The sequence below is a fragment of the Brevundimonas sp. LF-1 genome, from assembly GCF_037055305.1.
Classification (GTDB): Bacteria; Pseudomonadota; Alphaproteobacteria; order Caulobacterales; family Caulobacteraceae; genus Brevundimonas; species Brevundimonas sanguinis.
Map to the genome: position 1 here is coordinate 1,173,103 of NZ_CP146349.1, position 26,421 is coordinate 1,199,523.

General features: G+C 68.6%; 23 protein-coding genes, 1 other RNA gene and 4 pseudogenes. 15 read left to right on the top strand and 13 right to left on the bottom strand.

The genetic code is table 11. The features are described 5' to 3' along the window. Window positions 1-161 precede the first annotated feature (161 nt). A complete protein-coding gene (ahcY, locus tag V8F63_RS06245; protein ID WP_313634112.1) occupies window positions 162-1,553 on the top strand; it encodes an adenosylhomocysteinase in 1,392 nt (463 codons plus the stop codon). 218 nt (window positions 1,554-1,771) lie between these two features. On the opposite strand, the gene V8F63_RS06250 is transcribed toward ahcY, so the two are convergent. Then, on the bottom strand, window positions 1,772-2,896 hold the full coding sequence (locus V8F63_RS06250) for a hypothetical protein (protein ID WP_392354800.1): 1,125 nt from the start codon (window positions 2,894-2,896) through the stop codon (window positions 1,772-1,774). A gap of 113 nt (window positions 2,897-3,009) precedes the next feature. Next, the gene (locus V8F63_RS06255) at window positions 3,010-5,166 is read right to left on the bottom strand and encodes a TonB-dependent receptor (RefSeq protein WP_392354801.1); all 2,157 of its coding nucleotides are present in this window, start codon (window positions 5,164-5,166) and stop codon (window positions 3,010-3,012) included. 142 nt (window positions 5,167-5,308) lie between these two features. Between V8F63_RS06255 and V8F63_RS06260 the strand changes: the two genes are divergently transcribed. Beyond that, window positions 5,309-5,512 carry a twin transmembrane helix small protein gene (locus tag V8F63_RS06260; protein WP_025976098.1) on the top strand — a complete coding sequence of 68 codons (204 nt, stop codon included), beginning with the start codon at window positions 5,309-5,311 and terminating at the stop codon, window positions 5,510-5,512. Between the two features lie 34 nt (window positions 5,513-5,546). After that, window positions 5,547-6,152 (top strand): cob(I)yrinic acid a,c-diamide adenosyltransferase, encoded by a 606-nt coding sequence (locus V8F63_RS06265; RefSeq protein ID WP_392354802.1) that lies wholly within the window; start codon window positions 5,547-5,549, stop codon window positions 6,150-6,152. Here the strand turns inward: V8F63_RS06265 and V8F63_RS06270 are convergent. Beyond that, window positions 6,149-6,490 carry a hypothetical protein gene (locus V8F63_RS06270; RefSeq protein ID WP_025976100.1) on the bottom strand — a complete coding sequence of 114 codons (342 nt, stop codon included), beginning with the start codon at window positions 6,488-6,490 and terminating at the stop codon, window positions 6,149-6,151. The genes V8F63_RS06265 and V8F63_RS06270 overlap by 4 nt on opposite strands. A gap of 125 nt (window positions 6,491-6,615) precedes the next feature. Between V8F63_RS06270 and V8F63_RS06275 the strand changes: the two genes are divergently transcribed. The 5 genes from V8F63_RS06275 to V8F63_RS06295 all read left to right on the top strand — a co-directional run bounded on the left by V8F63_RS06275 (window position 6,616) and on the right by V8F63_RS06295 (window position 11,791). Beyond that, the gene (locus tag V8F63_RS06275; RefSeq protein WP_313634110.1) at window positions 6,616-7,380 is read left to right on the top strand and encodes an electron transfer flavoprotein subunit beta/FixA family protein; all 765 of its coding nucleotides are present in this window, start codon (window positions 6,616-6,618) and stop codon (window positions 7,378-7,380) included. Further along, window positions 7,380-8,309 carry an electron transfer flavoprotein subunit alpha/FixB family protein gene (locus V8F63_RS06280; protein WP_227157865.1) on the top strand — a complete coding sequence of 310 codons (930 nt, stop codon included), beginning with the start codon at window positions 7,380-7,382 and terminating at the stop codon, window positions 8,307-8,309. Before V8F63_RS06275 ends, V8F63_RS06280 begins: the two co-directional genes overlap by 1 nt. Before the next feature lie 243 nt (window positions 8,310-8,552). Continuing rightward, window positions 8,553-8,834, top strand: coding sequence for a DUF167 domain-containing protein (locus V8F63_RS06285; protein ID WP_227157864.1), 282 nt, complete (start codon window positions 8,553-8,555; stop codon window positions 8,832-8,834). Window positions 8,835-8,950: 116 nt separating this feature from the next. After that, on the top strand, window positions 8,951-10,444 hold the full coding sequence (locus V8F63_RS06290) for an amidohydrolase (RefSeq protein WP_392354803.1): 1,494 nt from the start codon (window positions 8,951-8,953) through the stop codon (window positions 10,442-10,444). A 3-nt stretch (window positions 10,445-10,447) separates the two neighbouring features. Further along, window positions 10,448-11,791, top strand: a complete 1,344-nt coding sequence (locus V8F63_RS06295) for an amidohydrolase family protein (RefSeq protein WP_303705487.1) — start codon at window positions 10,448-10,450, stop codon at window positions 11,789-11,791. Window positions 11,792-11,987: 196 nt separating this feature from the next. Here the strand turns inward: V8F63_RS06295 and V8F63_RS06300 are convergent, their stop codons facing one another. Together V8F63_RS06300 and V8F63_RS06305 are read right to left on the bottom strand one after the other, a co-directional pair. Continuing rightward, window positions 11,988-12,740: a glucose 1-dehydrogenase gene (locus V8F63_RS06300; protein WP_392355050.1), complete on the bottom strand. Its 753-nt coding sequence runs from the start codon at window positions 12,738-12,740 to the stop codon at window positions 11,988-11,990. A gap of 37 nt (window positions 12,741-12,777) precedes the next feature. Continuing rightward, entirely contained in the window at window positions 12,778-13,074 is a 297-nt protein-coding gene (locus tag V8F63_RS06305; RefSeq protein WP_024355112.1) for a 4a-hydroxytetrahydrobiopterin dehydratase, read from the bottom strand. A 123-nt stretch (window positions 13,075-13,197) separates the two neighbouring features. Here V8F63_RS06305 and V8F63_RS06310 point away from each other — a divergent pair, with 123 nt between their 5' ends. From V8F63_RS06310 to V8F63_RS06320, 3 genes and pseudogenes are all read left to right on the top strand, one after another. Next, window positions 13,198-13,983 carry a class I SAM-dependent methyltransferase gene (locus V8F63_RS06310; RefSeq protein ID WP_392354804.1) on the top strand — a complete coding sequence of 262 codons (786 nt, stop codon included), beginning with the start codon at window positions 13,198-13,200 and terminating at the stop codon, window positions 13,981-13,983. Further along, a pseudogene (gene ubiB / locus V8F63_RS06315) lies at window positions 13,971-15,552 on the top strand (2-polyprenylphenol 6-hydroxylase). Before V8F63_RS06310 ends, ubiB begins: the two are co-directional and overlap by 13 nt. Before the next feature lie 20 nt (window positions 15,553-15,572). Beyond that, complete coding sequence (locus V8F63_RS06320) at window positions 15,573-15,935, top strand: hypothetical protein (protein ID WP_392354805.1); 363 nt, start codon at window positions 15,573-15,575, stop codon at window positions 15,933-15,935. A 297-nt stretch (window positions 15,936-16,232) separates the two neighbouring features. Here the strand turns inward: V8F63_RS06320 and arfB are convergent, their stop codons facing one another. The 6 genes and pseudogenes from arfB to V8F63_RS06350 form a co-directional block, all read right to left on the bottom strand. Further along, window positions 16,233-16,634 (bottom strand): alternative ribosome rescue aminoacyl-tRNA hydrolase ArfB, encoded by a 402-nt coding sequence (gene arfB / locus V8F63_RS06325; RefSeq protein ID WP_025976111.1) that lies wholly within the window; start codon window positions 16,632-16,634, stop codon window positions 16,233-16,235. Next, window positions 16,631-17,100: pseudogene (locus V8F63_RS06330) on the bottom strand (YaiI/YqxD family protein). Before V8F63_RS06330 ends, arfB begins: the two are co-directional and overlap by 4 nt. Before the next feature lie 228 nt (window positions 17,101-17,328). Beyond that, window positions 17,329-19,311, bottom strand: coding sequence for a threonine--tRNA ligase (gene thrS, locus V8F63_RS06335; RefSeq protein WP_392354806.1), 1,983 nt, complete (start codon window positions 19,309-19,311; stop codon window positions 17,329-17,331). Next, window positions 19,265-19,510, bottom strand: a pseudogene (gene yidD, locus V8F63_RS06340) (membrane protein insertion efficiency factor YidD). Before yidD ends, thrS begins: the two are co-directional and overlap by 47 nt. Window positions 19,511-19,590: 80 nt before the next feature. After that, window positions 19,591-20,076, bottom strand: a complete 486-nt coding sequence (locus V8F63_RS06345; protein ID WP_025976114.1) for an iron-sulfur cluster assembly scaffold protein — start codon at window positions 20,074-20,076, stop codon at window positions 19,591-19,593. 122 nt (window positions 20,077-20,198) lie between these two features. Continuing rightward, window positions 20,199-21,131, bottom strand: coding sequence for a hypothetical protein (locus V8F63_RS06350; RefSeq protein WP_392354807.1), 933 nt, complete (start codon window positions 21,129-21,131; stop codon window positions 20,199-20,201). 88 nt (window positions 21,132-21,219) lie between these two features. Here V8F63_RS06350 and V8F63_RS06355 point away from each other — a divergent pair. Then, window positions 21,220-22,601: pseudogene (locus V8F63_RS06355) on the top strand (leucyl aminopeptidase family protein). 80 nt (window positions 22,602-22,681) lie between these two features. Beyond that, complete coding sequence (locus tag V8F63_RS06360) at window positions 22,682-23,482, top strand: NlpC/P60 family protein (RefSeq protein WP_392354808.1); 801 nt, start codon at window positions 22,682-22,684, stop codon at window positions 23,480-23,482. A 74-nt stretch (window positions 23,483-23,556) separates the two neighbouring features. On the opposite strand, the gene V8F63_RS06365 is transcribed toward V8F63_RS06360, so the two are convergent. Then, window positions 23,557-24,255: a cytochrome c family protein gene (locus V8F63_RS06365; protein ID WP_025976118.1), complete on the bottom strand. Its 699-nt coding sequence runs from the start codon at window positions 24,253-24,255 to the stop codon at window positions 23,557-23,559. A 148-nt stretch (window positions 24,256-24,403) separates the two neighbouring features. Here V8F63_RS06365 and V8F63_RS06370 point away from each other — a divergent pair, with 148 nt between their 5' ends. Continuing rightward, window positions 24,404-25,126 carry a 3-deoxy-manno-octulosonate cytidylyltransferase gene (locus V8F63_RS06370; RefSeq protein WP_392354809.1) on the top strand — a complete coding sequence of 241 codons (723 nt, stop codon included), beginning with the start codon at window positions 24,404-24,406 and terminating at the stop codon, window positions 25,124-25,126. A gap of 178 nt (window positions 25,127-25,304) precedes the next feature. Here the strand turns inward: V8F63_RS06370 and nudC are convergent, their stop codons facing one another. Then, the gene (gene nudC, locus V8F63_RS06375; RefSeq protein ID WP_392354810.1) at window positions 25,305-26,222 is read right to left on the bottom strand and encodes an NAD(+) diphosphatase; all 918 of its coding nucleotides are present in this window, start codon (window positions 26,220-26,222) and stop codon (window positions 25,305-25,307) included. A gap of 71 nt (window positions 26,223-26,293) precedes the next feature. Here nudC and ffs point away from each other — a divergent pair. Further along, window positions 26,294-26,387, top strand: an RNA gene (ffs, locus tag V8F63_RS06380) — signal recognition particle sRNA small type. Window positions 26,388-26,421: the final 34 nt, after the last annotated feature.

The window sequence follows — 26,421 nt, forward strand, 5'->3', positions numbered from 1 at the left end:
AGATTCCCTTAATGAGCGGGCTCAAATCGCTGTGGGAGGCCGAGGTGGTCAGCGCCCTGGCCCGATTCATATAAAGACATCCTTATGTCTTGATTGCTCCACCCGCCGCGTCGCGCTATAGCGGCGACAATCCCCTGATAGTGGCCGAAAGACATTCCAGCATGACCGACTACATCGTCCGCGACATCTCCCTGGCCGATTTCGGCAACAAGGAAATCGCCATCGCCGAAACCGAGATGCCGGGCCTGATGGCGCTGCGCGACGAATACGGCGCGTCCCAGCCGCTGAAGGGCGCCCGCATCGCCGGCTCCCTGCACATGACCATCCAGACGGCCGTGCTGATCCAGACGCTGGAAGCCCTGGGCGCGGAAGTGCGCTGGGCCTCGTGCAACATCTTCTCGACCCAGGACCACGCCGCCGCCGCCATCGCCGCGTCGGGCACGCCGGTCTTCGCCTTCAAGGGCGAGAACCTGGTCGAATACTGGGAATACGCCCACAAGATCTTTGAATGGGCCGACGGCGGCTATCCGAACCTGATCCTGGACGACGGCGGCGACGCCACCCTGCTGTGCGTGCTGGGTCCGAAGGCCGAGAAGGACGCGTCGGTCCTCGACAATCCGCAGAACGAGGAAGAGGAAGCCCTCTTCTCGGTCATGAAGCGCTATCTGAAGGAGAAGCCGGGCTTCTACTCGGCCATCCGCGACGCCATCGGCGGCGTGTCGGAAGAGACCACCACGGGCGTCCACCGCCTGTATCAGATGGCCGAGCGCGGCGAGTTGCCCTTCCCCGCCATCAACGTCAACGACAGCGTCACCAAGTCGAAGTTCGACAACCTGTACGGCTGCCGTGAATCCCTGGTCGACGCCATCCGTCGCGGCACCGACGTCATGCTGTCGGGCAAGGTGGCGGTGGTCTGCGGCTACGGCGACGTGGGCAAGGGCTCGGCCGCTTCTCTGCGCAACGGCGGCGCCCGCGTGATCGTCACCGAAATCGACCCGATCTGCGCCCTGCAGGCGGCGATGGAAGGTTATGAGGTCCAGACTCTGGAAGACGTCGCCGACAAGGCCGACATCTTCGTCACGACGACGGGCAACAAGGATGTCATCCGCGTCGAGCACATGCGCGCCATGCGCAACAACGCCATCGTCTGCAACATCGGCCACTTCGACAGCGAAATTCAGGTCGCGGGCCTGAAGAACTTCAAGTGGGACAAGATCAAGGATCAGGTCCACCACGTCGAGTTCCCAGACGGTAAGAAGATCATCCTGCTGTCGGAAGGCCGTCTGGTGAACCTGGGCAACGCCACGGGCCACCCGTCGTTCGTGATGTCGGCGTCCTTCACCAATCAGACCCTGGCCCAGATCGAACTGTGGACCAACGCCGCCAAGTACGAGAACAAGGTCTACACCCTGCCCAAGCACCTGGACGAGAAGGTCGCCTTCCTGCACCTGGCCAAGCTGGGCGCCAAGCTGACGACGCTGAACCAGGACCAGGCCGACTACATCAACGTGCCGGTCCAAGGCCCGTTCAAGCCGGAACACTACCGCTACTAAGGCCTGCGGAAGGTCTGGGACGATAGAACCCCGCGCTGGCGACAGCGCGGGGTTTTCTTTCCTCCCCATGCAATGGGGAGGTGGATCGGCGGCGTAGCCGACGAGACGGAGGGGCCGCTTGGTTTCGCCTCGGCCTTCTTTTCCGTCCCGCTGTTCAAGCCCCTCCACCCCTTCGGGGTCCCCCTCCCCATTTCATGGGGAGGAAAGCGGCGCTCAGTTCACGCCGCGATGTCGCGCGGGTCGAACTCGTCCGGCCCGCGGCCCATCAGGCCGGTCTCGAAGTCCATGAAGATGTCGATCAGCTCGTCCACCCCGACCGGCGGCGCCTTGGGGTTGAAACGGAAGCGCCAGAAGCTGACGATGTGCTGCACCGCGCCCAGCTGATCCCCCAGCCGGGTGAACAGGGCCGGCGCCTCCAGAAGAAAGTCGCGGAACGCCACCGGATTGCCCTCGCGCGTCAGGGCCGCATAGGCGTCGTCGTAATAGCGCAGCGTCCGGCTGACCTCGTCGCAGGTCTTCATGATGCGCGCGCGCAGGACGCCGCGTCCGCGTTGAATATATTCGGCGGCGGCCCGGTCGCTGGGGCCGACGGGCTGCACCGTCACTACCTCGTCGGCGACATTGACGATGTCGGCCATCAGGCTGCTGAGCGCCCATTTGTAATAGAGGAAGCCCTTCCAGCAGAAGACGCCCTCCTGATACTGCTCAGGCTCCAGCTTCAGCGTCAGGCGCAGGGCCTCCAGCCGGTCGCCGGGCGCGTTGGACAGGATCTTCGCGGCCATGCGGGCGGTCGAGCCGGCGGCCACGACCCCGTCGCCGATGCTGAGGGTCACCAGGGGCTCGATTTCGAGTTGGACGAACTCCAGCATCCGCTCCAGGTCGGCGTCGCTGAGGGCGAAGTAGCAGGGCGCGGCGTCGACATTGCCGCGTCTCAGTTGCTCGCGCAGCAGGAAGGGGTCCAGCGAAGGCAGCCGGTCCATCAGCCGCAGGGTCTTCAGGTCCGGATGATCGGCGTCGACGCCGAACGCTTCATGCATGGCGCGTTCAAAGCCGATCTGATTGACGAAGATGAAGCGGCCGCCGGTCTTCAGGTCGGTGCTGTCGATCGGCACCACGATCTTGGTCGCCACCTGCCGCCGGCCGGGGAAGGCGTCCGTCTCGTTGCGGCGCAGGCGGTGCTTGATGATCAGGGCGCGGTTCAGCGCAGGCGTGCGGAACATCGGCCGCTCGGCCCAGTTCTCGGTGTCGCCGTGTTCGTCGTAGACCTTGAGCAGGTTCAGCACCCGCGCCGTCGAGGCGGTGCGGCGCAGGTGTTCGAGATTGCGGATGGCGCGATCGGTCATGCCGCCATTGTGCTCGCCAAAGGTGACCAACGGCTTAGTTTGCAGACGTCAAAAAAACGGGCCGCTTCCCGCAGGAGGCGGCCCGGTCAGTCGGGGAGGAAACTGAAGCGGGTTTAGAAGGTCGTCGTCACCGATACCCAGAGGCGGCGCGGTTCCTGATTGTTGGCGTATTCCGGCGAATAGGCGACCGGCGTCCCATAGGGAGCCAGGCGCACGAAGTCCTTGTCGAACAGGTTGTAGACCGCCGCATTCAGCGTCACCCGGTCGTTGACTTCGTACGAGCCGCCGATGTGGAACAGCTCATAGGCCTTGAAGTCGCCCAGGGCGTCGCGGGCGGCGCCTTCGCCGCGCCAGCGCTCGGAGCGGTATTCGCCGCGCACCCAGGTCGACAGGCGGTCGGTGGGCCGCCAGCGCAGCTGGGCGTTGACCATGTGTTCGGGCGTGTCGGTCAGGCGCTGGCCCGCCCGGGCGCCGGACTTCTGCTCGCTGTCGGTGTAGGTGTAGTTGCCGTGCAGGCTCCAGGCTTCAGCGAAGCGCCAGCGGGCGGCGACTTCCAGCCCCTGGGTCACGGCCTCGTCGATGTTGACGCTCTGGCCGAACTCCTTGATGGCGGACCAAAAGCCCACGTCGGCGCAGCCCGTCTTGGAATAGGTCCCGGCGTCATACTGGGCCTGGGTCAGGCCGAAGGTGCAGTTGGCGATCGGTTGGCCCGAGGCGATCTTGTCCTCGAAGTCGTTGCGGAAGATCGTGGCGTTGGCGCGGAAGGTCGAGGCGTTGTCGAAATAGACGCCGAACTCATAGGCGGTGCTGGTCTCGGGCTTCAGTCCCGGGCTGCCGATCAACGGCAGGGCGCCCTGGCGGCCGAACCCGTTGATGCCGGGGGTCAGCTGCTCCAGGCGCGGGGTCTTGTAGCCGCCGCTGACGCCGCCCTTCAGCGTCCACTGCTCATTGGCGTTCCACACCAGATACGCGCGCGGGCTGACGTGGTCGCCGAAGCTGGAGTGGTCGTCGTAACGAAGGCCGACGGTCAGGGCCAGATCATCGCGCAGCCGCCATTCGTCCTCGGCGAACAGGGCCCACTGCTCGAAGACGAAATTGCCGCTGGCCACGCCGTCGGTCATTTCAGCGTCCATATATTGACCGCCGACGGTGAAGGTGTGGTTGCGCCACTGGCTGTTCAGCTTGGTGTCGAACAGGGTGGTCGTCGTCTCCAGCGTGCGGTCGCCGCCGGCGCCGGAAACGCCGCGCGGGATCAGACGGCCCAGCGTCTCGGTCTTGTTGTGCGACAGGGTGGATTCCAGCGTGCCGAAGCTGAAGCGCCAGTTGTGGGCCAGCAGGTATTGCTCGCGGTTGAACTCCAGGAAGTCCTTGTAGCCGCCGGCGACGGTGTTGGTCCCCATCTGACCCCTGGCGTTGTCGTACCACTGGCTGGCGGCGTCGACGTCCAGCCACAGGTCGTGGTCTGTGTTCGGCGTCAGGCTGAGGCGGGCGCCCAAGGTCCAGATCTCATAGGCGGTGGCGCTGCGGCCGAAGCCGGCGACCTCGACCTCGTCGCCGTTCACGTCGCGGTACTTCAGGTTGGACTGCTCGCGCTCGGCCCAGGAGCCGCGCAAGGCCAGGCCGAGGCGGTCGGCGATCAGCGGACCCGAGGCGTAGCCGTTCACACCCCAGAAGTCGCCGAACTCGCTGTCGCCCTGCAGCGTATAGTTGGCCGAGGCCGAGCCGGTCCAAACCTGCCCGACCTTGCGGGTGATCAGATTGATGACGCCGCCCATGGCGTCGGAACCATAGAGGGTGGCGACCGGCCCGCGCACCACCTCGACCCGCTCGATGGCCGACACCGGCGGCAGGAAGCTGTTGGCGGTTTCGTTGAAGCCGTTGGGCGTGACGCTGCCGGCGGTGTTCTGGCGGCGGCCGTCGATCAGGATCAGGGTGTAGTCCGGGCCCATGCCGCGGATGTTGATGGTCTGGCCGCCCGACTTGCCGACGCCCGAGCCGGTGTCCACGCCCTCGATGTTGTTGAGGATTTCGGCGATCGATGTTGCGCGAATCTCTTCGATCTCCTGGCGCGGCAGCACGCTGATCGAAGCGGGCGCCTGAGTGATCCTCTGTTCGAAGCCGGATGCGGTGACGACGACATCGGCGACCTTGTGCGCCTGATCCATCCCGTCGCCGCTGTCCCTGGCCAGGGCCGGCGCGGGACCCGCGACGGTCATCAGGGCGGCGGCGGTCAGCAGGGACGAGCAGCGGGAGATGCGGAAGCAGGACATGGTGGGAAGGGCCTTAAGAAATGAGAACGCTTCTCAACAGCGTTCGCATCTGTCTGGCAACCGGGGTGTGCGAATAGGTCGCATTTGCGCTTGTTTCGGACCCGACTGGCGCGCCAATGCGGGTGGGCCTAAAGAGGCGGTCATGGACATCATCGACATCCTGATCCTCATCGCCGTGGCCGCCGTCGCGATCACCCTTGGCCTGGGCCTGTACAACCTGCAGCGCGGGGGCGAGGGCGCCGGCGTCCGGTCCAACAAGCTGATGCGGTGGCGCGTGGCCCTGCAGGCGGTGGCGGTGCTGCTGCTGATGATCGGAATGTGGCTGAAACGCACGCACGCGGGCTGAGGCCGGCGCCGACGAAAACAGGGGAGGGCGCGCCATGGTGACGCTGAACAAGATTTACACCCGCACCGGCGACGCCGGTCAGACGCGACTGGCCTCGGGCGCGCCGGTGTCCAAGACTGATCTGCGGGTCGAGGCCTATGGGACGGTGGACGAACTCAACGCCGTCATCGGCGTGGCGCGCCTGAACAGCGGCCAGAACGACCGCATCGACGCCATGCTGGGCCGCATCCAGAACGAGCTGTTTGACCTGGGCGCCGACCTGGCCACCCCGCTGGAGCCTGCGCCCAAGTGGGAGGCCCTGCGCATCATCGCCTCTCAGGTCGAGCGTCTGGAAAGCGAGATCGACTGGATGAACGGCTGTCTCAAGCCGCTGGACAGCTTCATCCTGTCAGGCGGTTCGCCGCTGTCGGCGCATCTGCATCTGGCGCGCACCGTGTGCCGTCGGGCCGAGCGCGACGCCGTGCGCCTGGTGGAAAGCGGCGAGACGGTGAACCCCGAGGCGGTCCGCTATCTGAACCGCCTGTCGGACCACCTCTTCGTCGCCGCCCGCCGCGCCAACGCCAACGGCGCGGGCGACGTGCTGTGGCGCCCGGCGCGACGCGCTGAGGCTGAGCACAGACTGAAAAGCCGCAGGCCTTAGCGCCCCTGAAGCGCCTTGACCCGTTCGCGCTCGGCTTCGGTGGCGGCGGCGCGGGCGCGTTTGTCGGCGGCGATCTGGTCTTCCAGCTTGACCAGGTCGCGGTTGGCCTCGGCCGAGGCTTCAGCGCGCGACATGCCCTCCGGCCGTTTGGTGATGTCGGGGATGTAGACGGGCTGGGCGCAGATGCGCGTCTCCAAGTCGTACCAATAGCCCTTGGCCGTACAGCGATCGCCCGGATCGACCCAGAAACGCTGCAGGATGAACACCCCCGCCAGCGTCACAGCAAACAGGCTGAAGAAGATAAAGCTGAGGCGACGGATCGTCAGGAAGCGTTTCATGCCGGTCTCAATAAATCAAAAATGCGGCCGCGACACCACCGCACTTCACGTAGCGTTACGTTGACAGGTCGGCCTCGTCGGTCCAATCCCTCGACCGACATTTCGATGACCAAGTGGATAGGCTCATGAAGGTACTCGTCCCGGTGAAACGGGTGATCGACTATAACGTCAAGGCCCGCGTCAAGGCGGATCAGACCGGCGTCGATCTGGCCAACGTCAAGATGAGCATGAACCCCTTCGACGAAATCGCCGTCGAAGAGGCGGTGCGTCTGAAGGAAGGCAAGGAACACCACGCGGCGGGCACGGCGACGGAGATCGTCGTCGTCTCCATCGGCGTGACCCAGGCTCAGGAAACCATCCGCACGGCCCTGGCCATGGGCGCCGATCGCGGCGTTCTGGTGCAGTCGGACACGGACCTGGAGCCGCTGGCCGTCGCCAAGGTGCTGAAGGCGGTGGTCGAGGAGGAGAAGCCGGATCTGGTCCTGCTGGGCAAGCAGTCGATCGACGGCGACAACAATGCGGTCGGCCAGATGCTGGCCGCCCTGTTGGACTGGCCGCAGGCCACCTTCGCCGGCAAGCTGATGATCGAGGGCGGCAAGGCTGTGGTGACGCGTGAAGTCGACGGCGGCCTGCAGACGGTTGCGGCCGAACTGCCCGCCGTCGTGTCGGTCGACCTGCGCCTGAACACGCCGCGCTATGCGTCGCTGCCCAACATCATGAAGGCCAAGAAGAAGGAGATCGCCGTGAAGGCGGTCGCCGATTACGGCGTCGACACGGCCGACCGCCTGAAGGTGCTCAAGGTGACGGAACCGCCGAAGCGTTCGGCGGGCGTTAAGGTCGCCGATGCGGCCGAACTGGTTTCCAAGCTCAAAGACGCAGGGGTTCTGTAATGGCCGTTCTCGTCATCGCCGACCACGACGGCTCGGCCGTTCGCGACACCACCCACAAGACCGTGACGGCCGCCCTGGCGCTGTCGTCGGACGTCGACGTTCTGGTGCTGGGCAAGGACGCCAAGGGCGTCGCGGACGCCGCCGCCAAGATTTCGGGCGTCCGCAAGGTCCTGCTGGCCGAGGGCGACGCCGTCGCTCATGGTCTGGCCGAAGCGGTCGAAGCCACCGTCCTGCCGCTGGCTGGGAACTATGACGCCGTTCTGGCCCCCGCCACTACGGACGGCAAGAATTACGCCCCGCGCCTCGCCGCCAAGCTGGACGTCGCCCCAATCTCGGACATCGTCGAGGTCGTCTCGGGCGACACCTTCATCAGGCCGATCTACGCGGGCAACGCGCTGGAGACGATCCAGTCGGCCGACGCCAAGAAGGTCATCACCGTGCGCCCCACGGCCTTCGCCGCCGCCGCTGAAGGCGGCTCGGCCGCGGTCGAGAGCGTCGCCGCCGGCGAAGCGCCCAAGACCGCCTTCGTCTCGGAAGAGATGGTCAAGTCGGACCGCCCCGAACTGGGCGCCGCCAAGATCGTCGTCTCGGGCGGCCGCGCCCTGGGCTCGGCCGAAGAGTTCCACGCCGTCATGGACCCGCTGGCCGACAAGCTGGGCGCCGCCGTCGGCGCCTCGCGCGCGGCGGTCGACGCGGGCTACGCGCCCAACGACTATCAGGTCGGCCAGACCGGCAAGGTGGTGGCCCCGGCCCTCTACATCGCCATCGGCATCTCGGGCGCCATCCAGCACCTGGCCGGGATGAAGGACTCCAAGGTGATCGTCGCCATCAACAAGGACGCCGACGCCCCGATCTTCCAGGTCGCCGACTACGGCTGGGTCGCCGACTACAAGACCGCCGTGCCGGAACTGATGGCCGCTCTGGGCTAAGGGCAGTCGTCACGCTGAGTTGGAAGCGCGCCGGGCGAGAGATCGTCCGGCGCGTTTTCTTATCCGCCTTCTATATCCGCTCATCCCGGCGGACGCCGGGACCCAGTAAGAGCTGCGCGCTCAACGGTGGAGATATCCGCAAGCCTGCGCGGCGCCTGAGGCAAAGCACTGGATCCCGGCGTCCGCCGGGATGAGCGGGAAGGTTAGCTTGGCGCTCTCGCTTGAATGGGCCAAACACGTCCCATGACCGCCCGCATCCCCGTCAAACTGACCCCGCGCGCCTCGGCCGATCGCATCGACGGCTGGGACGTCGACCCGGACGGCCGCCCGGTGCTGAAGGTCCGCGTGCGCGCCCAGCCGGTCGAGGGCGAGGCCAACGCCGCCCTGACCGCCTTCCTGGCCAAGGCGCTGGGCGTGCCCAAGCGCGACGTGACCCTGGCGCGCGGCGGCCAGTCGCGGCTGAAGATGATCGAGGTCGACGGCCTGACCGACGCGGAGGTCCGCGCCCGTCTGCCCGCCGATTGAGCGCCTCGCTGACTTTGCCGCGAGCAACCGCTTTTAGAGCTTTACCCTGACGGAAACAGGCGATTGTATACGCGCCATTGTTTGCCCGCCGTTCGCGGGCGCGAGGGGGCTCGCCCATGTTGTTCAGTCGCCTGCGGGGTCCAAGCCTCGCTGTCCTCACCTGCGCGCTCGGCGCGCTCAGCCTTTCGGCCTGCGCTACGACCGGCGAGGCGTCGCCCAAGACGCAGACCGCTTCGACGTCGTCGGCCTCCAAGGACCGCACGATGGCGCCGGGTCTGGACGGCTGGGCCAATCAGGACCCCTATCCCTCGACCTATCGCGGCTTGCCGCGCCAGAACATGGCTATCGTCGGCGCCACGGTGCTGACCGGCGCGGGCCAGAAGATCGAGGGCGGCGTCGTCGTCGTCACCGACGGCCGCATCGCCGCTGTCGGCGGCGCGGACACCCCGGTCCCGGCGGGCCACCAGGTGGTCGACGCGCGCGGCCGCTTCGTCACGCCCGGCATCATCGATATTCACAGCCACCTTGGCGTCTATCCCTCGCCCGGCGTGCAGGGGATGAGCGACGGCAACGAGGCCACCAACCCGAACACCGCCCAGGTCTGGTCCGAGCACTCGATCTGGCCGCAGGACCCCGGCTTCAACGCCGCCCGCGCGGGCGGTGTGACGACGGTGCAGATCCTGCCCGGCTCGGCCAACCTGTTCGGCGGTCGCGGCGTGACGCTGCGCAACGTGCCGTCGGTGACCATGCAGGGGATGAAGTTCCCGGGCCCCTACGGCCTGAAGATGGCCTGCGGCGAGAACCCGAGCCGCGTCTATGGCTCGCGCAACCAGTCGCCGGCCACCGGCATGGGCAATGTCGCCGGCTATCGCACCGCCTTCATCGCGGCGCAGGATTACAAGGAAAAGTGGGACAAGTGGCGCGAGACGGGCCAGGGCACGCCTCCGACCCGCAACCTGCAGCTTGAAACCCTGGCGGGCGTTCTGGACGGGTCGATTCTGGTCCAGAACCACTGCTACCGCGCCGACGAGATGGCGGTCATGCTCGATGTGGCCAAGGAGTTCGGCTACAAGATCACCACCTTCCACCACGCGGTCGAGGCCTACAAGATTGCGCCTCTGCTGGCGCGCGAAGGCGTCTGCGCCGCCATGTGGACCGGCTGGTGGGGCTTCAAGATGGAGGCTCTGGACGGCATCGAGGAGAACGCCGCCCTGACCGACGCGCCCCAGGGCTCGTGCGCCGTCATCCACTCGGACGACGCCGAACTGATCCAGCGCCTGAACCAGGAAGCCGCCGCCGCCCTGTCGGCCGGTCGCCGCGCCGGGATGAACATCGCCGAAGAGCACGCCATCAGCTGGATCACGCTGAATGCGGCCAAGTCCATCGGCATCGACAAGGAGACGGGCTCTCTGGAAAGCGGCAAGCGCGCCGACGTGGTGATCTGGAGCGCGGATCCCTTCTCCATCTACGCCCGCGCCGATCAGGTCTTCATCGACGGCGGACTGGCCTTCGACCGCCAGAACCCCGCCTTCCAGCCCGTGTCCGATTTCGAACTGGGTCAGCCCGGCTTCGGCCTGTCCGCCGCCGGCGTCGCCCAGGGAGCCCGTTGAACCATGCGTATCAAAACTCTCCTCGCGGGCGCTGTCGCGGCCCTGGCCCTAACCGGTCCCGCCCTGGCGCAGGACGTCGCCATCACCGGCGGCCAGGTGCTGACCGGAACCTCGGTGATCGAGAACGGCACCGTGGTCATCCGTAACGGCAAGGTCGTTTCGGTCGGAACCGGCGCGGCCCCGGCCGGTCTGCGGGTCATCGACGCGCGCGGCAAGGTGGTGACGCCGGGCTTCGTCGCCGTGGATTCCGGCCTCGGCGGCACCGAGGTCGGCTCGGTGCGCGGCTCCAACGATCTGGCCAACCGCGCCAACACCCTGACGGCGGCCTTCGACCTGTCCTATGGGCTGGACCCGTGGTCCTTCACCCTGCCGGTGGCGCGTCTGGGCGGCGTCACGCGCGCTGTCGTCACGCCGCAGCACGGCGGTTCGGGCGGCGGCCACAGCCATGACGACAGCGACTTCGCCGGCGCCGGGGCGGGCGGCTTCCAGACGCCGGGCCTGTTCGCGGGTCAGGCGGCGGTCATCAAGCTGGGCGGCGCCGACATTCTGGTGAAGCCGCGCGTGGCCATGGTCGCGCCCTTCGGCGAGGCCGGCAAGGCGGTGGCGGGCGGCGCGCGCGGCGCCGAGTTCGTCCTGTTCAAGGAGACCCTGGCCGAGGTGCGGACCTACGCCCGCAACAAGGCCGCCTATGAGCGGGCCGACATGCGCGCCCTGTCTCTGTCGCGCGCCGATATGGAGGCCCTGATCCCGGTGGCCGAGGGGCGTATGCCGCTGATCGTCACCGTCAACCGCGCCTCGGACATCCAGCAGGTGCTGCGTCTGGCGCGCGAGGAAGGGATCAAGATCATCCTGGACGGCGCCGTCGAAGGCTGGCTGGTCGCCGATGAGATCGCGGCGGCCAAGGTTCCGGTCATCCTGCACCCGACCACCAACCTGCCTTCGAACTTCGAGATGCGGGCGGCGCGGATGCAGAATGCGGCGGCCCTGAACGCGGCGGGCGTGGTCATCGCCCTCAAGGGCAATGAGGGCTCGGCCCACCGCGCCCGCGACATCCGCTACAACGCCGGCAACGCCGTCTCGCACGGCCTGCCCTTCGCGGCGGCCATCCAGGCGATCACGGTCAACCCGGCGCGCATCTTCGGCTTCGACGGCCAGTTCGGCGAGCTGAAGGCCGGCGCGGCGGGCGACGTCGTGGTCTGGTCGGGCGATCCGCTGGAGCCGCTGAGCCAGCCCTCGGCCGTGCTGATCGACGGGGTGGAGCAGCCGCTGCAGGCGCGCAACCTGCTGCTGCGCGACCGCTATCGCACCGGCGGCGAAGGGGCCATGCCGCCCGCCTACGGCAATTGAGGCTTCAAGCCTGACGACAGAGGGGCGCTGCGGGAGACCGCGGCGCCCTTTGTCATTGCTTTCGACTTCCGTTCATCCCGGCGGACGCCGGTACCCAGTGAGAACTCCGCGCACAGCGGTTTCCAATGTCCAGCTTGAAGCCAAAGAACTGGGTCCCGGCGTCCGCCGGGATGAGCGGGTTTATAGGCCCGCGCCCCTACTGCGCTGTCAGTCCGCCGTCGATCTTGAACTCGGCGCCGGTTACGAACTTCGATTCATCTGACGCGAGATACAGCACGCAGTACGCCACATCGTCCGGTTCGCCGATGCGCTTCAGCGGGATGCCGCGCGCCAGCCTCTCATGGGCGCTCGCCTCGTCCCCGCCCGCCATGGCGACGAAGGGATCGAGGATCGGCGTCTTGATGAAGACCGGGTGCACCGAGTTGGCCCGCACGTTCCAGCCGGCCTTGGCCGCTTCTAGCGCCACCGTCTTGGTGTAGAGCCAGACCGCCGCTTTGGTGGCGTTATAGGCGCCCATGCCCGGCGCCGCCGCCAGCCCCGCTATGGACGAGATGTTGATGATGGACCCCGCGCCCGAGGCGCGCAGCGGCGCCATGGCGTGCTTGCAGCCCAGCATGACGGATTCCAGGTTGATCGCCTGAACCTTGCGCCAGTTCTCCAGCGTGTCCTGCTCGGCCCACAAAAGCTGGCCGCCGATCCCGGCGTTGTTCACCAGGATGTTGAGCCCGCCCATGTCCTGCACCGCCGCGCCGACGACGCGGACCCAGTCGTCCTCGCGCGTGACGTCGTGTTCATAGGCGAAGGCCATGCCGGGGTGGTCGGCGTTGATCGCCTCGGCCAGGGCGCGGACGCCGTTCAGGTCCAGATCGCTAAGCGCGACGTTGGCGCCCTCGCGGACCAGCATCCGGGCCATCGCCTGGCCCAGCCCGCCAGCGGCGCCGGTGATCAGGGCCGCCTTGCCCGCGACGCGTCCGTGACGGGGGCCATTACTCGACCAGGCCCTTGACCGCCTCGTCGATGAAGCGGGCCATCGCCACGTCGCGCTCGGTCACCCCGTCGGCGTCATGGGTCGTCAGCAGCACCTCGACGCGATTGTAGACGTTCGACCACTCCGGATGGTGATCGACCTTGTCGGCCAGCAGGGCGACGCGGGTCATGAAGCCGAAGGCGGCGTTGAAATCGGCGAAGCGCAGGGTCCGCGCGATGGCCGGGCGCGGATCGTCGGCGCGGCGCCAGTCGGGCAGGCCGGCCAAAACTTCGGTCACGTCGAGGGCGGCGGTCATGGGCGTCTCCTTGGATTTTCTTCAGGCGTATCGCGCGCCCCGGGATGCGACAAGTCGCGACGCGATGTCCGGGCGGCGCTTCCCCGGATGACGGCGGCGACGGGAGGCGTTACACCCGCATCCATGACCCAGGCCGATCCCTCCTCCGACGCTTCCGGCAAGACCTCCTCCTTCGGCTTCCGCGACGTGGACGCCAAGGAAAAGGTGCAGATGGTGCGCGGCGTGTTCAACTCCGTCGCCTCCAACTACGACCTGATGAACGACCTGATGAGCGCGGGCGTCCATCGCATCTGGAAGGACGCCACGGCGGCCAAGCTGAACGTCCGGCCGGGCGAGGTGGTGCTGGACATGGCCGGCGGCACCGGCGACATGGCCCGCCGCTATTCCAAGATGGCCCGCGCGGCGCAGGACCGGCGCGGCGGCGAGGACGCCACCGTCATCGTCATGGACTACAACGCCGAGATGATCCTGAACGGCGTGGCCAAGGGCGGCGAGCCCGAGATGGCCTGGGGCGTCGGCGACGCCATGCACCTGCCGCTGCCGGAAGCCTGTCTGGACGCCTATTCGATCAGCTTCGGCATCCGCAATGTGGCCGACATTTCGCAGGCGTTGCGCGAGGCGCGCCGCGCATTGAAGCCGGGCGGCCGCTTCATCTGCCTGGAGTTCTCGCGCCCGACGACCGGCGCGCTGAGGAAGGCCTATGACGCCTGGTCCTTCCACGCCATTCCGCGCATCGGCCAACTGGTCGCCAAGGACCGCGACAGCTATCAGTATCTGGTCGAGAGCATCCGCCGCTTCCCCGATCAGCAGACCTTCAAGCGGATGATCGAGGAGGCGGGCTTCAGCCGCGTCAGCGTCACCAACCTGTCGGGCGGGATCGCCGCCATCCACCACGGGTGGGCGATCTGAGCCGGCTGACCTTCAACGCCCCGCCGCCCAAGCCCGAGGCGCAGCCCGTCCGCCATCCGGTCGGCGCCGCCCTGCGCATGATCGCTGGGGCTGGGTGCTGGCGCGCCATGACGCCCTGATCCCGCGCGAGGCCAACCCGCTGCTGCCCGCCTGGGGCCGCCCCTTCGCGCAACTGATTCAGATGCTCGCCAGCCGCAGGCATCGCGCCGGGCGGCCCGGCCAGCGCGTCGGCGAGGCCTTCGAGCACCTCGGCCCCGTCGCCATCAAGCTGGGCCAGGTGCTGGCCACCCGCGCCGACATCTTCGGCCTGCAGTTCGCCCAGGACCTGGGCCGGCTGAAGGACAAGCTGCCGCCCTTCCCGCTGGAGGAGGCCAAGCGCGAGATCGAACGCTCGCTGGGCCGTCCGGTCGAAAGCCTGTTCATTGATCTGAGCGAACCGATGGGCGCCGCGTCGCTGGCGCAGGCGCATCCGGCCTGGCTGGCGGACGGGCGCAAGGTGGCGGTCAAGGTCTTGCGCCCCGGCGTGGAGCGCCGCGTGGCTCAGGGGCTGGACGCCATGCGTCTGGGGGCCAAGCTGGTCGACCGCTTCGTCGAGCCCGCCCGTCGGCTGGAGCCGCGGGCCTTCGTCGAGATCATCGCCCAGTCCTTGCAGCTGGAGCTGGACATGCGGCTGGAGGCGGCGGCCGCCTCCGAACTGGCCGAGGTCATGGCCAAGGACGGCTATATGTCCGCGCCCGCCGTCGTCTGGGACGGGGTGGGCAAGCGGGTGCTGACCCTGGAATGGGCGTCCGGCCTGCCGATGACGGACCCGGCGCTGGTCCAACTGCTGGGCCTCGACAAGGACGCCCTGGCCGACAAGGTGGTGCGCGCCTTCCTGGTTCAGGCGCTGGATCACGGCGTCTTCCACGCCGACCTGCACGAGGGCAATCTGTTCGCCGACGCGCCCGCGCAACTGACGGCCATCGACTTCGGCATCGTCGGGCGGCTGGGACCGGCCGAGCGCCGCTACCTTGCCGAGATCCTGTGGGGCTTCATCAGCCGCGACTACGATCGCATCAGCCGGGTCCACTTCGAGGCCGGTTATGTCCCGCCCCACCATTCGGTCGACACCTTCGCCCAGGCCCTGCGCGCGGTGGGCGAGCCGGTGATCGGCCGCCAGGCCAGCCAGGTGTCGATGGGCCGCCTGCTGGGCCAGCTGTTCGAGATCACCGCCCTGTTCGACATGCATATGCGTCCCGAACTGGTGCTGCTGCAGAAGACCATGGTCTCGGTCGAGGGGTGGCGCGCCGCCTCAATCCCGATCACGACCTGTGGGAGGCCGCCAAGCCGGTGGTCGAGCGCTGGATCCGCCGCGAGCTGGGGCCGGCGAACCAGGCCAAGGAAGCGATGGAGGAGGCCGTGGCCGCGCTGAAGGCGCTGTCGCGCCTAGTGCAGAACCCGCCGCCGTCTCAGACGTTGGTGATCGACAAGGCCGGAACGCGGCCCTGGGTGGTCGCCGCCGTCACCGTCGCCCTATGCGCGTCGGCGGCCGCCTTGGTGCTGACGCTTTGGCCGATGATCGTCGCCTGACGTTTCTTCGGAGCCTGCGCATGAAGACCTTTTCTCTGACCGCCGCCCTGATGGGCGCGACCCTGCTGGCCGCCCCGGCGCTGGCGCAACAGGCGCCTGCACTGCCTGCGACTGGCCCCGCGACTGGTTCGGGCGCAGCAGCGGCCACCCTGCCGCACGCCTTCGAGGGCGACGCCGCTCCGGCTCGCCCGCAGGCCGCTCCGGCTGCGCCGACGACGGCGATCGCGCCTGACATCGCCCGCTCAGAAGAGGCCTTGCGCGCCGTGATCGCCGCCATGCAGGCCGGTCAGATCGACTACACGGTGTTCACCCCTGACATGGCCGAACAGATCGCGCCCAGTCGGGACAGGTCGCGCCGCTGCTTCAACAGTTCGGCCCGCTGAAGTCCATTTCGCACCTGGATCAGCAGAACGGCGCCGACGTGTTCCGCGTCATATTCGAAAAGCAAGCCACCGACTGGGTCATCGGCTTCGACGAGGAAGACCTGATCGCCGCCCTGCTGTTTCGCCCGGCGCAGGACTAAAGGCGTTCCCCGGTCTTTCGTCCGTCGTCTTCTCCTCCGTCATCCTCGGGCTTGACCCGAGGATCGAGGGCAAGGACGCGCTCCTGTTGTCCGGGGTGGGGCGCGCGGATGGCTGGATCCTCGGGTCAAGCCCGAGGATGACGGAGTGTGAGGGGGCCTAATCCAGCGACGGCTTGCCGCGTCCGCTCTTGATCGAGGACCGGCTGGACTTGGCCTTCAGCCGTCGCTCTTTGGACGCCCGCGTCGGCCGGGTCGGCACGCGATAGACCGGCTTGATCGAGGCTTCGGCGACCAGGGCCTCCAGCCGCTCGATGGCGTCGGCCTTGTTGCGCTCCTGGGTGCGGAAGCGCACGGCGCTGATGAGGATCACCCCGTCCAGCGTCAGGCGGCTGCCCGCCAGCTTCATCAGCCGCGCCTTCACCGGCTCGGTCAGGCTGGGCGAGTTCTTGACGTCGAACCGCATCTGCACGGCGGTGGAGACCTTGTTGACGTTCTGGCCGCCCGGACCGCCGGCGCGGAAGAAGCGGAACTCCAGCTCCTCCTCGGGAATGCGGCTCATGACGCCTCTCTTGACGCCTCTCTGCGCGCCCGCACGACGGCCGCGTCCAGCGCCTGCAGGAAGCGCGAGCGGTCGGCGGCCGAGAAGGGCGGGGGCCGCTGGTCGGCACGCCCATGGAACGCAGGTGCTCGCCGATCATCCGCCCGGCCAGGGCCGAGCCGATGGAGTCCGTCGTGAACGGCTGGCCGTTGGCCTTCAGCGCCTGGGCGCCCGACTTCAGGCAGCGGTCGGCCAGGGGGATGTCGGCGGTGATGACGATGTCGCCGCGCCCCGCGCGCTCGGCGATCCAGTCGTCGGCCACGTCCGGCCCGGCATCGACGACCACCTGTTCGATCAGAGGCTCGCGCGGCGTGTTGATCCAGGCGTTGGACACCACGAAGACCTTCAGGCCGCAGCGGCGAGCCACGCGGTACACCTCCTCCTTTACGGGGCAGGCGTCGGCGTCGATGTAGAGGGTGGTGGCCATGGGGGCTTATGGCCCGGCTCGGCGCGAGGGAGAAGACCGCCTGATGCTGGGTCGCGGTCAGAAGGCTCCGCCTTCTCGACCCGACGCGACTTTCTCCTCCCCATGCAATGGGGAGGTGGATCGGCGGCGTAGCCGCCGAGACGGAGGGGCTGCTTGGCTCTGCTGTCGCAAGGCCCCTCCACCGCTACGCGGTCCCCCTCCCCACTCAGTGGGGAGGAGAAAGCATGGTCAGCCTTGGCCGTCGCGCAGGCGCTTCAGATCCGGCGCCAGGGCCTCGTCCGTCAGCATGGCGATGGCTTCCTCGACCGTAACGATGGTCTGGGCCTGGGAGCCGAAGCGGCGGATGGCGACCTTGCCTTCCTCGGCCTCCTTGCGGCCGACCACGGCGATGGCGGGCACCTTGGCGACTGAGTGTTCGCGGATCTTGTAGTTGATCTTCTCATTGCGCAGATCGATCTCGGTGCGCAGACCCGCCGCCCGGAACTTGGCCAGAACCTCTTCGGCGTAGCCGTCGGCGTCCGAGGTGATGGTCGCCACCACGGCCTGGGTCGGCGCCAGCCACAGCGGGAAGGCTCCGGCGTAGTTCTCGATCATGATGCCGATGAAGCGCTCGAACGACCCCAGGATCGCCCGGTGCAGCATGACCGGGCGGTGCTTCTGGCCGTCCTCGGCGATGTAGGTCGCGTCCAGACGTTCCGGCAGCACATAGTCCAGCTGGATCGTGCCGCAGGTCCATTCGCGGCCGATGGCGTCCTTGACGATGAAGTCCAGCTTGGGCGCATAGAAGGCGCCGTCGCCCTCGGTGATGACCGGCTCGGACCCGGCGGCGCGGGCGGCCTCCAGCATCTGGGCCTCGGCCTTGTCCCAGAACGCGTCGTCGCCGGCGCGCTGCTCGGGGCGGGTGCCCAGGCTGATGTATTTGGTCTCCATGCCCAGGTCTGCGTGGACGCTGCGGCACAGCTTGATGAACTCGGCCGTCTCCTCGACGATCTGGTCCTCGCGGCAGAAGATGTGGGCGTCGTCCTGAGTGAAGCCGCGCACCCGCATCAGGCCGTGGAGCGAGCCCGACGGCTCATAGCGGTGGCAGGCGCCGAACTCGGCCATGCGCAGCGGCAGTTCGCGATAGGACCGCTGGCCCTGATCGAAGATCTGCACGTGGCCGGGGCAGTTCATCGGCTTGAGGCTGAGGGTCTCGCCCTCGACCGTTTCGCAGACGAACATATTGGGGCGGTACTTGTCCCAGTGGCCCGACGCTTCCCAGAACTTCCGGTCCAGAACCTGCGGCGTCTTGACCTCGACGTATCCGGCGGCGTCCAGGCGGCGGCGCATATAGGCCTCCAGCACGCGCCACAGCACCCAGCCCTTGGGGTGCCAGAAGACCATGCCCCGGCCCTCTTCCTGCATGTGGAAGAGCTCCATGGCGCGGCCCAGCTTGCGGTGGTCGCGCTTCTCGGCCTCTTCGATGCGCAGCAGATAGGCGTCCAGGTCCTCCTTGCTTGCCCAGGCCGTGCCGTAGATGCGCTGAAGCTGGGCGCGGCTGGAATCGCCGCGCCAGTAGGCGCCCGCCAGCTTGGTCAGTTTGAAGGCCTTGCCCACGAACTTGGTCGTCGGGAAGTGCGGACCCCGGCACAGGTCGGCCCATTCGCCCTGCTTGTAGACGGTGATCGTCTCGCTCTCGGGCAGGTCGCGGATCAGCTCGGCCTTGTAGGTTTCGCCGACGCTTTCGAAGTGGGCGATGGCGGTGTCGCGGTCCCAGACCTGACGCTCCAGCGGGGCGCCCCGGTCGATGATCTCGGCCATCTTCTTCTCGATCTTCGGGAAGTCGTCGGTCGAGAAGGGTTCGTCGCGGGCGAAGTCGTAATAGAAGCCGTCCTCGATCGCAGGGCCGATCGTCACCTGAGTGCCGGGGAACAGTTCCTGCACCGCCTGGGCCAGAACGTGGGCGGCGTCGTGGCGGATGGTCTCCAGCGCCTCGGGATCGTCACGCATCAGCAGGCGGAAGTCGCCGTTCCCGTCGATGACCCGGTCCAGGTCGCGCTGCTCGCCGTTCCAGACGACCAGGGCCGCCTTCTTGGCCAGCGAGGGCGAGATGGCGGCGGCCACGTCGCGGCCCGTCGAGCCGGCCAGATACTGACGCACGGCGCCGTCGGGGATTTCAGTTCGATCATGACGGTCGTTCTTTTTCGGTCTTGGCGGGCGGAACGGGATCATAGCCCGAACCGCCGAAGGGATGGCATTTACAGAGGCGCCGCACGGTGAGCCATCCCCCGCACCGGACCGTGCCGGATCAGGGCGTCGCGCCCGTAATCCGAACAGGTCGGCATGAACCGGCACTGCTGGCCGATCAGGGGGACAGCGTCAGCTTATAGCCCCGATGGGCCGCGCGGACGCTGCGTTCGTAGAGAGACATCGGTCCCTTCGCCGGGGGCTCTGTTGCGGGTTCGTCGCGCTTATCCCTCTTCACAGCAGGGGGATCAACCGACGCGCCGTTCAGGCCGCGCCGGCGAGGCGAGTTCGCGTATCGCTGTGGTGCTTTTCCAATGCCCGATTCTCTTGGGCCTGCTTGACGGCGTCCAGGGTCGCCTCCAGCGCCACCATCGTCGAGGCGTGGCGGGCGGGATAGTCGGCGACCTGCTTCAGGACGCGCAGGCCTTCGAAGCGGCCCTCGGGACCGTCGCCGCCGGACTTGAGCATGGCGGACATGGCGTCGCGCGCGGCTTCGATCTCATCCGCTGAGGCGCCGAGCACGTTTTCGCCGACTACGCCCGCCGCCGCCTGGCCCAGGGCGCAGGCCTTGACCGTCTGGGCGAAGTGGCTGACGCGGCCATCGGCGTCCAGCGCCACGTCGACGATGGCCTTCGACCCGCACAGCTTGGCCACCCGCTCGGCCGAGCCTTCGGGCGCAGGCAGGCGCCCGCTGTGCGGCAGGTTGGCCGCCAGCGACAGGATGCGCGCGCTGTAAAGGTCGTCGATCACGGGATGAAGATAGGCGTTTGCGGGCGGAAGGTGAAGAGCGGCTGCGAACGCGACGCCTCTCCCTCCCCGTCCCGGGGAGGGTGGCTGAGCCTGAAAGGCGAAGCCGGGTGGGGGCGGCAGGGCTATTCAGGCGCTGAGGCTAGGATCGCGTCGAGGCCAGGATCGCCTGGCCCTCCCCACCCGGTCTCCGCTTCGCTCCGACCACCCTCCCCGGGACGGGGAGGGAGAGGCGTCGAGCGCGTTCTATCCGCCTTGCAGCGACGACCATGTGCGCGCCGTTGGCGACGCCTCAGTGAGGGCGGGGAGGGCGCCTGCCCCGGCTGCATCCGCGCCGCCAGCCAGCGCAGGTTCTGGTCGGCGGCTTCCGGCGGCAGGTCGCGGCGCAGGATGGCTTCGGCCTCGGCGGTCTTGCCTTGCAGGCCCAGCGCCAGGGCCAGGTTCTGGCGCACCTGCAGGCCCGCGCCCGGCTGGGCCGCCGCGCGACGCAGCAGAATCTCGGCCGAGGGCGCGTCGCCCTCGCCGATGCGGGCGATGGCGGCGTTGGTCAGGACGTCGGCGTTGTCGGGCGACAGGCGCAGGGCCTCGGCCCAGGCGGCCTTGGCGTCGTCGGGGCGGCGCACCTGCTGATAGGCCACGCCCAGCAGCGACAGGGGCCGCCAGTCGCGCGGCGCGGCGGCCTTGGCCTGTTCCAGCGCGGCGATGCCGTAGAAGGCCTGGCCGCGCGCGATGTGGGCGCGGCCGACCTCCAGCATGGCCTCGATATTGGCAGGCTGGACGACCAGCACGCCCTGCGCCGTCTCGGCCGCCTGATCGAACTGGCCCAGCTCGCGCAGGGCTTGGGCCAGCTTGACCCCGGCGACCGGGTCCATCGGGTTGAGCTGTTGCTCCTGGGTCCAGAACACCGAGCGGCTGAGGGCGTCGGCGCGGTCATAGCCCGCGCGCGTGGCGGCGTCGGCGGGCGCGCGGGCTGCAGGCGCAGTCTGGCTCAGGGCCGGGGCGGCGAGGGCCAGAAGCGTCAGGCTGACGGTTGCGACGAGGGCGGCGTTGCGCGACATGGAAGGGTCCGTGGCGGTTCAGCCCCTAGGGTCGCGCCGACGGGTCAAGGTTTGGTTAATCGACGTTAAGCGTCGGAAAGGTCGCCCTATGTCCCCTCAGTCCGAACTGCTGATCGCCGCCGCCGAGGCCGCGCGCCCGGTCCGCATCGTGAAGTCTGGCGCGGCGCTGGAGGGACGGATCGCCGCCTGGGCCGAGGCCAACGGCTTCACCGGCAAGTCGGGCCAGCTTCTGGTCGTCCCCGGCGCCGACGGCGCGCCGGAGCTGGCCCTGTTCGGCGCGGGCGAGGCGTTCGACCCCATGAACGCGCGCGGCCTGCCGACGCGCCTGCCTGCGGGCGACTGGCGACTGGAGGGCGTCGAGGGCGAGGCGGCGCATTCGGCCGCTCTGGCCTTTGCGCTGGGGGCTATCTGTTTGACCGTTACAAGGCCCGACCGGAGCGCGGCCGCGCCCGCTTGGTCGCGCCGGACGGTCTTGATATGGCGGCCACGCTGAACATCGCGGGCGCCTGCGCCCTGACCCGCGAGATGGTCGACACCCCCGCCGCCGACATGGGGCCGCTGCAGCTTGAAACCATTGCGCGCGAGATCGCCGAGGCGGCGGGCGCGAGCCTGACCGTCACGATCGGCGACGCCCTGCTCGAAGACAACTATCCGGCCGTCCACGCCGTCGGCCGCGCCGCCGCCCCGCACCGCGCGCCGCGGGTGCTGGAGATCGGCTGGAACCTGGACCGGGCGGACCTGCCGCTGGTGGCCCTGGTCGGCAAGGGGGTGGTGTTCGACACCGGCGGCCTGGACCTCAAGCCCGCCGCCGGGATGCGCAACATGAAGAAGGACATGGGCGGCGCCGCCCACGCCCTGGCGCTGGGCCGCCTGATCATGCAGGCCGAGCTGCCGGTGCGTCTGGTGGTGCTGGTCGCGGCGGTCGAGAACGCCGTGTCGGCCGACGCCTTCCGGCCGGGCGACATCCTGAACAGCCGCAAGGGCCTGACCATCGAGATCGGCAACACCGACGCGGAAGGGCGCCTGATCCTGGCCGACGTGCTGACGCGGGCGGGCGAGCACCAGCCGGACCTGACGCTGGACTTCGCCACCCTGACCGGCGCGGCGCGCATCGCGCTCGGGCCCGAGCTGCCGCCGCTCTACACCGACGACGACGCCCTGGCCGAGGGCGTGCTGAGCGCCGGCCGGGCCGTGGGCGACCCCCTGTGGCGGATGCCTTTGTGGGCGGGCTATCGCGCCTCGCTGGACAGCGAGATCGCCGACGTGCGCAACGATTCCGCCGCCTGGGCCCAGGCCGGGTCGGTGACGGCGGCCCTGTTCCTGCAGAAGTTCGCCCCGACGACGGGAAGCTGGGCGCATATGGACGTCTTCGCCTGGAATCCGCGCGCCCGACCCGGCTGGCCCGAAGGCGGGGAGGCGCAGGCGATCCGCGCCTGCTTCCGCTACCTCAGCGACAAATTCGTCAAATAGCCAAGGCTGTTAACGCCCCCTTTGGGATCGACGCCTAGGGTCGACGGTTCGATTTGTACGAGCCGTCGAGAGACCGCCGCTTGACCGATGTCCTGGCCCTGCTGCCGCCTGGCGCGCCCCTGATCCTGCGGGACGGGGATCGTGTCGTGCTGGCCGAACAGGCGCTGGAAGGTCTGATGCGGGCCGAGGCCTATCGGCCGACCGATCCCTCTCACTGCCGCCTGCCGGTCGCCGATATCGTCGCTGACGACGGACAACGCATCGATCAGCTGCTGTTCGGCGAGGCCTTCGACGTGTTGGAGCGTCGCGAGGACCGCGCCTGGGGCCGGGCGCGGCGGGACGGCGTGGTGGGGTGGGTGTCGCTGGCGGCTCTGGCCTCCGGCGCGCCCCCGGCGACCCGGCGCGTGGCGTCCGTTTCCGCCGCCTTGCCGCTGAACGCCCTGGTCGGCGCAGACGCGCAAGGACTGGCCGAGGCTGATCTCGAATCTGTCGGCGCCTTCGAGCGCGATCTGGTCGCTGTGGCCGAGCGTCTGCTGGGCCGACCTCACGCTCTGGGCGCGCGGTCTTCGGTGGAGACCGACTGTTCGGGGCTGGTGCAGCAGGCTCTGTTCGCCTGCGGCCTGCCCGGCCCGCGCCGTGCTTCAGAGCAGGCCGAACTCGGCCGCGCCGTGCCGCGAAACGACGTCCGGCGCGGCGATCTGGCGATCTGGCTGTCCTCGGCCGAGGGCGACTGGACCGGCCATTCCGCGCTGATGGTTGACGCTGAGCGCATCATTCATGCGACCGGCGCGCGCGGCGGCGTGGTGATCGAGACCTTGGCCGAGGTCGAGGCGCGCCTGACCGCCGACGGCTTCGCGTCTGCGATCTTCCGTCGGGTCTGAACCCTCCACCTGATCCCTGAAACGAAGAAAGGCGACCCGAGGGCCGCCTTTCCGTCGTCTACCGTCCGTCAGCCTCAGGCTTGCGGCGCCGGGTTCGTCGCTTGAGTCGCGGGGGCGTCGGCCGGGGCCTCTGCCGGAGCCGAACCAGCTTCGGTGGCCGCGGCGCCTTCAGCGGCCGGGGCTTCGCCTTCGGCCGGGGCGGCGGCGCCCGGTTGGCGCGCGGGGTCCGGCGCCGGGATGGCGTAACCGCCCGAGCCTTGCGTGCGCAGCCAGGCGATCAGGTTGATGCGGGTCTGCTCGTCGCGAATGCCGGCGAAGGACATCTTGGTGCCCGGGACATAGCGGCCCGGCGCGTTGATGAAGTGATCCAGCTCGTCGTAGTTCCAGGTCGGAGCCTCGGCCTTGTGCTTGGCCATGGCGTCCGAATAGGCGAAGCCGGCGCGGTGCATGACCGGGCCGCCGACCAGGCCGAACAGGTTCGGGCCGATGCCGTCGGCGCCGCCCGAGTTCACGGTGTGACAGGCCTGGCAGCGCGCGAAGGCGGCTTCGCCGGCGGCCAGGTCGGCGGTTGGCAGGACCGTGCCCCAGTCGATCGGCAGGGCGGCTTCAGCCGCGCCCGCGGCCGATTCATCCGGCGCGTCGACGAAGTAGCCCATCTTTTCGGGCTGCTTGGTGTGGTAGACCATGCCCGAAACCTGCTGGACCACCAGGATCGCAAAGGCGGTGCCCAAGCACGCGCCCATAATCTTGTTCCACTTCAGATCGCCGCTCATTCCGCGTCGTCGCATCCCGTCTCTAGATGAGCCCCGCGACCGCAAAGCGGCGCTTAGGCGTATTCTTGCGTGGGCGTCTCTTACACGCTAGCGCGACCTTCGCAACCGGCCCGGACGTTTCCGGGCGTTTTCAAGGCGCTTGGCGACCATGAAACCCCTGATAATGATACCCGCTCGCATGGCCGCCACCCGTTTGCCCGGCAAGCCCCTGGCTGACATCGGCGGCAAGCCCATGATCGTGCGCGCTTGGGAGCAGGCGTCGCTGTCGGGCTTCCGCGTGGCCGTGGCGGCCGGCGATCCCGAGATCGTCGCGGCGGTGCAGGGGGCGGGCGGCGAGGCGGTGCTGACCGATCCGGACCTGCCCAGCGGTTCGGACCGCATCCTGGCGGCGGCCCAGGCGGTCGACCCCGACGGCGCCCATGAGGTGGTCATTAATATTCAGGGCGACATGCCCTTCGCCTCGCCGGGGCTGGCGCAGGCCTGCGCCGAGCTGCTGGCGCGCGAATCAGCCTGCGACATCGCCACCCTGGTCGCGGCCGAGGCGGATGTTTCGGATCGGACCAATCCCGACGTGGTCAAGGCGGTCCTGGCCCTGCCGCAAGGCGCGACGACGGGCCGCGCCCTGTATTTCACCCGTTCGACCCTCTACGGCGACGGAGCCGTCTGGCGTCACGTCGGCATCTACGGCTATCGCCGCCAGGCCCTGGCCCGCTTCTGCGCCGCCCCGCCCTCGCCGCTGGAGAAGCGCGAGAAGCTGGAGCAGCTGCGCGCCCTGGAGATGGGGCTGCAGATCTGGGCCTCAGTAATCGACGAGGCGCCGCTGTCGGTGGACAATCCGGCGGATCTGGAGGCGGCGCGGGCGTTGGTCTGACTCGTCCTTCTCCCCTTGTGGGAGAAGGTGGGCGCCGAAGGCGCTCGGATGAGGGGTGTCGGCGTCGCGCTTGGACAACGATGGGGCGACGTTGCAGGCGAATCTTCACGCCGACACGCAGTCACCCCTCATCCGTCTCGCTGCGCGAGCCACCTTCTCCCACAAGGGGAGAAGGGTCCTATTCCGCCGCCCAGCTTTCCAGCAGCCGCCGGGCGATGGCGTAGGGCGGCGGGGCGTGGATGGTCGGGTGGGTCTCGTCCAGAACGGCGCGAGCCTCGGCCTTGGTCAGCCAGGCGACAGCTTCCAGTTCGGTCTGGTCGGGGGCGGCCTCGTCGGTCGTGACCTCGGCGATCAGGCCGATCATCAGCTGAGCCGGGAAGGGCCAGGGCTGGCTGGAGTGGTAGCGTACGTCCGACACCGTCAGACCGGCTTCCTCCATCACCTCGCGGGCGCAGGCCTCCTCGATCGCTTCGCCCGGCTCCATGAAGCCCGCCAGAGCCGACATCCGGCCTTCTGGCCAGGCGGCCTGACGGCCCAGCAGGCACAGGGGCTCGGCGCCGCCCTTGTAGATCGGCAGCATGATGACGACGGGGTCGACGCGGGGAAAATGCTCGGTCCCGCAGGCCGGGCAGACGCGCTTCCAGCCGCCGGACGCCTGATCGGTCGCCTTGCCGCAGGCGGCGCAGAAGCCGTGGCGGCGGCGCCAGTCGAACAGGCTCTTGGCCGTGGCGGCGATGCCGGCGTCGGCCTCGGGCAGGACCAGCGCCGCCTCGCGCATCTCGACGAAGCGGCCCAGGCCGCCGGCCGGTCCGCTGGTCGGGTCGATGGAGCCCTCGAACTCGGCGGCGAACACTGGCGCGCCCTTCCACAGGCCCAGGAAGACGTCGCGGTCGCGCGCCAGGTCGCGCGCATGGCCCAGCGACAGCCAGACCAGCCGCTCGGCGCCGTCATGCAGTTCGATCAGCGGCCGCCCCTCCCACAGGATCATGGCCAGGGCTTCGGGATTGGCCTCCTGTTCGGCCAGCCAGGCGGCGTCGTTGCGAAGGTCGCCGGAGCGGTCGAGCGGATTGCCGGAAAAGGCGTGACGGTAGGGCATGGCGCTTCATACTCCCGACCGCCCGCGCAGGGGAGGGCTTGATTCCCGCGCCGTCCGCCGTCATATCCCCTCTCGGAGATCGCGGGCGAAGGCTTCGCCAACCTGGTCAGGGCCGGAAGGCAGCAGCCACAACGAATTCCCCTTCGGGTCGCGGTCTCCACCCTTTTCCCAGAAAATGCTGGATTTAGTAGCGAGCTGC

Excerpts from the sequence above, each read along its gene's own strand:
- ahcY (WP_313634112.1), top strand. The coding sequence starts at position 162 with ATGACCGACTACATCGTCCGCGACATCTCCCTGGCCGATTTCGGCAAC.
- V8F63_RS06250 (WP_392354800.1), bottom strand. The coding sequence starts at position 2,896 with ATGACCGATCGCGCCATCCGCAATCTCGAACACCTGCGCCGCACCGCC.
- V8F63_RS06255 (WP_392354801.1), bottom strand. The coding sequence starts at position 5,166 with ATGTCCTGCTTCCGCATCTCCCGCTGCTCGTCCCTGCTGACCGCCGCC.
- V8F63_RS06260 (WP_025976098.1), top strand. The coding sequence starts at position 5,309 with ATGGACATCATCGACATCCTGATCCTCATCGCCGTGGCCGCCGTCGCG.
- V8F63_RS06265 (WP_392354802.1), top strand. The coding sequence starts at position 5,547 with ATGGTGACGCTGAACAAGATTTACACCCGCACCGGCGACGCCGGTCAG.
- V8F63_RS06270 (WP_025976100.1), bottom strand. The coding sequence starts at position 6,490 with ATGAAACGCTTCCTGACGATCCGTCGCCTCAGCTTTATCTTCTTCAGC.
- V8F63_RS06275 (WP_313634110.1), top strand. The coding sequence starts at position 6,616 with ATGAAGGTACTCGTCCCGGTGAAACGGGTGATCGACTATAACGTCAAG.
- V8F63_RS06280 (WP_227157865.1), top strand. The coding sequence starts at position 7,380 with ATGGCCGTTCTCGTCATCGCCGACCACGACGGCTCGGCCGTTCGCGAC.
- V8F63_RS06285 (WP_227157864.1), top strand. The coding sequence starts at position 8,553 with ATGACCGCCCGCATCCCCGTCAAACTGACCCCGCGCGCCTCGGCCGAT.
- V8F63_RS06290 (WP_392354803.1), top strand. The coding sequence starts at position 8,951 with ATGTTGTTCAGTCGCCTGCGGGGTCCAAGCCTCGCTGTCCTCACCTGC.
- V8F63_RS06295 (WP_303705487.1), top strand. The coding sequence starts at position 10,448 with ATGCGTATCAAAACTCTCCTCGCGGGCGCTGTCGCGGCCCTGGCCCTA.
- V8F63_RS06305 (WP_024355112.1), bottom strand. The coding sequence starts at position 13,074 with ATGACCGCCGCCCTCGACGTGACCGAAGTTTTGGCCGGCCTGCCCGAC.
- V8F63_RS06310 (WP_392354804.1), top strand. The coding sequence starts at position 13,198 with ATGACCCAGGCCGATCCCTCCTCCGACGCTTCCGGCAAGACCTCCTCC.
- V8F63_RS06320 (WP_392354805.1), top strand. The coding sequence starts at position 15,573 with ATGAAGACCTTTTCTCTGACCGCCGCCCTGATGGGCGCGACCCTGCTG.
- arfB (WP_025976111.1), bottom strand. The coding sequence starts at position 16,634 with ATGAGCCGCATTCCCGAGGAGGAGCTGGAGTTCCGCTTCTTCCGCGCC.
- thrS (WP_392354806.1), bottom strand. The coding sequence starts at position 19,311 with ATGATCCCGTTCCGCCCGCCAAGACCGAAAAAGAACGACCGTCATGAT.
- V8F63_RS06350 (WP_392354807.1), bottom strand. The coding sequence starts at position 21,131 with ATGTCGCGCAACGCCGCCCTCGTCGCAACCGTCAGCCTGACGCTTCTG.
- V8F63_RS06365 (WP_025976118.1), bottom strand. The coding sequence starts at position 24,255 with ATGAGCGGCGATCTGAAGTGGAACAAGATTATGGGCGCGTGCTTGGGC.
- V8F63_RS06370 (WP_392354809.1), top strand. The coding sequence starts at position 24,404 with ATGAAACCCCTGATAATGATACCCGCTCGCATGGCCGCCACCCGTTTG.
- nudC (WP_392354810.1), bottom strand. The coding sequence starts at position 26,222 with ATGCCCTACCGTCACGCCTTTTCCGGCAATCCGCTCGACCGCTCCGGC.